The sequence below is a fragment of the Streptomyces sp. NPDC051172 genome, from assembly GCF_040682555.1.
GTDB lineage: Bacteria > Actinomycetota > Actinomycetes > Streptomycetales > Streptomycetaceae > Streptomyces.
The window spans coordinates 68,317-70,535 of sequence record NZ_JBFBBE010000049.1 but is presented as its reverse complement, the minus strand read 5'-3'; the positions used below and the strand labels follow the sequence as shown (position 1 = coordinate 70,535).

Genomic DNA, 2,219 nt, shown 5'->3' with positions numbered 1-2,219 from the left:
GTCGGGCTCCTGCGAAACATGGGCGGAACGTTCCAACGAGCCTGACGCAACGTCACGATCGTTTACTGCCCGTCCTCAAGATTCCCGACGGAGTCACTCACTGGACGAAGCGATGCTTCTGCCAGGCGATTCGACTGGTGACAACAAGTTGGCGGGCCAAGACGGGGAGTACGTCCTCTTGTTGCAGCGCCTGCTCCAGGGTGGAGGCATCCCAGAACTGGAGGTGGCCGAAGTAGACGAAGTTCTGCCCGGCTTCTGGTTCAACCTTTGATTTCCGGAGTCGGGGAACGACAACCAGGATCGCGAGCACAGCGCCGGCAAGGATCAACAGGGCGCCGATCCATAGCAGTGAGCGCGCTCCGTAGCCCTTGAGGTTTCCGAAGAGGTGATCTTTGTCGGAGAGTGCGACGATCCCGGCGAGTGCTGCAGATTCCAGGGTGAGTGCGAAGGATGCCTTGGCGTCCACTCTGGCGGTCCACTCCCCGATTGCGGTGTGGATCCGCCAGGCGGTTTCGCGGGACTCTGGGGTCGAAGTCATGGCTTCCAGTGCCAGGTTGACCGGTAGATGGACATGTTCTCGCCGCCCACTTTGAGGGTGGCGGGCCCGTCCCACATCACTTCTTGGTCTTCGCCGCCGTATTTGGACTCGTCGTTCAACCGGTCGAAGACCGCCTTGGTGATGTAGGTCCGGTAGAAGGAGCGCTCGTCGCTCAGCTTCGCGGCCACGTTTGGGGAACGGCCAATCGAGACGAGGTCGTTGTGGCCGCGGACTCCGCCGCGGACGACCAACGCCTTGCCGGCGTCGATGCCGACGCAGTGCTTGACCACGAACCCCTTGTTCTTGATCGCGGGGAGGTTTGCTTCGACCTTGGGGCGGACGATCTCGTTGACCACGTAGTGGATCTGGAGACCGCACTTCGCTGCGTTCGAGTTTTTGGAGTCTCCGACGAAGATGGCCATGACCCGGTCACCGTCAAAGCTGCGGATCTCGCCGCCGCGCGCGCGGATGACCCGGCAGGTCGCGTCGAGGTAGGCGCGGATGACCTTCGCGGCTGTCTTCTTGGTGAAGTCGCGGGCGAGACCGGTGGAATCGGCCAGGTCGGCATAGAGGTAGACGGCGTCAAGTTCGACAGCGCCGTTCTTCAGTTTGACGTCGTCTGTTCCTGGGACGACTGTGCCGGTGCGCACGTCCCAGTCAGAGCACACCACATCCGTGACAGCAGCGCTGATGTCATCGGCAAGCCCCATCAAAGGCTCCGTTTCTTCGTGTTGCTAGAGGAACACCACGCTAGCAACAAGGTCTGACAATCGGCTCAGACCGAACGTTCGCCCCTCCACCACCTCGGCCGTCGCCCGCGCCCTGCGGTAACGTGCCGACTCCGGCCGTACGGAAGCCGGGGGCGGTGTGGACCGAGCTACCACGGTCGGCCAGCGTCGGCGCCGAACCGGCCGGGCACGTCCGCCTCGGATACGCCCGTACCTCGACCGCACGGCAGTCCCTGGACGCGCAGCTCGACTCCCTCGCCGAGGCCGGAGTGACGCGCATCTTCGCGGAGAAGATCTCCACCCGCGCCACCCGGCGCCCCGAGTTGGAGGCCGCCGTCAAGCTCGCCGGAGAGATCCGTTCCTCCGGCGTCGCCGTCACCCTCGTTGTCCACGAGCACAAGCGGCTCGGCCGAGGCATCGAACTCGCCATGCTCGCCGAAGAGCTGAAGGCGAGCGATGTCGGGCTGGAGTTCCTCACAGGCGAACTCAAGGGCTCGCATGACCCGTCCGGGATCGTGTTCACGGTGCTGGCCGCGATGTCGGGCATGGAGCGCGAGTACATCCGCGACCGCACCCTGGAGGGCCACGAGTCCGCCCGCAAGCGCGGCAAGACGATCGGTGGCTCGGGCGTTACCGACGAGTCGATGCTGTCCATGGCTCTCCACCTGCGCGAGCAGGAGATGAGCCTGCGCGACATTGCCAAACGCCTCGTCATCACCCTCGGTGCGAAGAAGGGCCAGCACCCCTCACCCGCCACCGTCATGCGCATGCTGTGCGAACACGACGAGACCACCAGGACGTGAACCGGCCTCGGATGGCACATGTATCGGCGAACGCGACGTCGGAAATCCGCCAGCGTGCTCGTCGTGGGGGGGCGGGGGGGGCGGGCCCGCCCCCCCGCCCCCCCCCGGAGCGGCCCGCCGGCCGCACAGGACCCCCCCAAACAGGGGTTG

General features: G+C 65.2%; 3 protein-coding genes. 1 reads left to right on the top strand and 2 read right to left on the bottom strand.

Going from position 1 to position 2,219, the window contains the following annotated elements; all coding sequences use genetic code 11:
- Positions 1 to 97 precede the first annotated feature (97 nt).
- Together AB0N07_RS27280 and AB0N07_RS27275 are read right to left on the bottom strand one after the other, a co-directional pair.
- Entirely contained in the window at positions 98 to 538 is a 441-nt protein-coding gene (locus tag AB0N07_RS27280; RefSeq protein ID WP_365839392.1) for a Pycsar system effector family protein, read from the bottom strand.
- Positions 535 to 1,248 (bottom strand): hypothetical protein, encoded by a 714-nt coding sequence (locus AB0N07_RS27275; protein ID WP_365839390.1) that lies wholly within the window; start codon positions 1,246 to 1,248, stop codon positions 535 to 537. Before AB0N07_RS27275 ends, AB0N07_RS27280 begins: the two co-directional genes overlap by 4 nt.
- 122 nt (positions 1,249 to 1,370) lie before the next feature.
- On the opposite strand from AB0N07_RS27275, the gene AB0N07_RS27270 reads away from it, so the two are divergent.
- A complete protein-coding gene (locus AB0N07_RS27270; protein ID WP_365839388.1) occupies positions 1,371 to 2,069 on the top strand; it encodes a recombinase family protein in 699 nt (232 codons plus the stop codon).
- Positions 2,070 to 2,219: the final 150 nt, after the last annotated feature.

Coding starts and splice junctions, on each gene's coding strand:
- AB0N07_RS27280 (WP_365839392.1), bottom strand. CDS start 538: ATGACTTCGACCCCAGAGTCCCGCGAAACCGCCTGGCGGATCCACACC.
- AB0N07_RS27275 (WP_365839390.1), bottom strand. CDS start 1,248: ATGGGGCTTGCCGATGACATCAGCGCTGCTGTCACGGATGTGGTGTGC.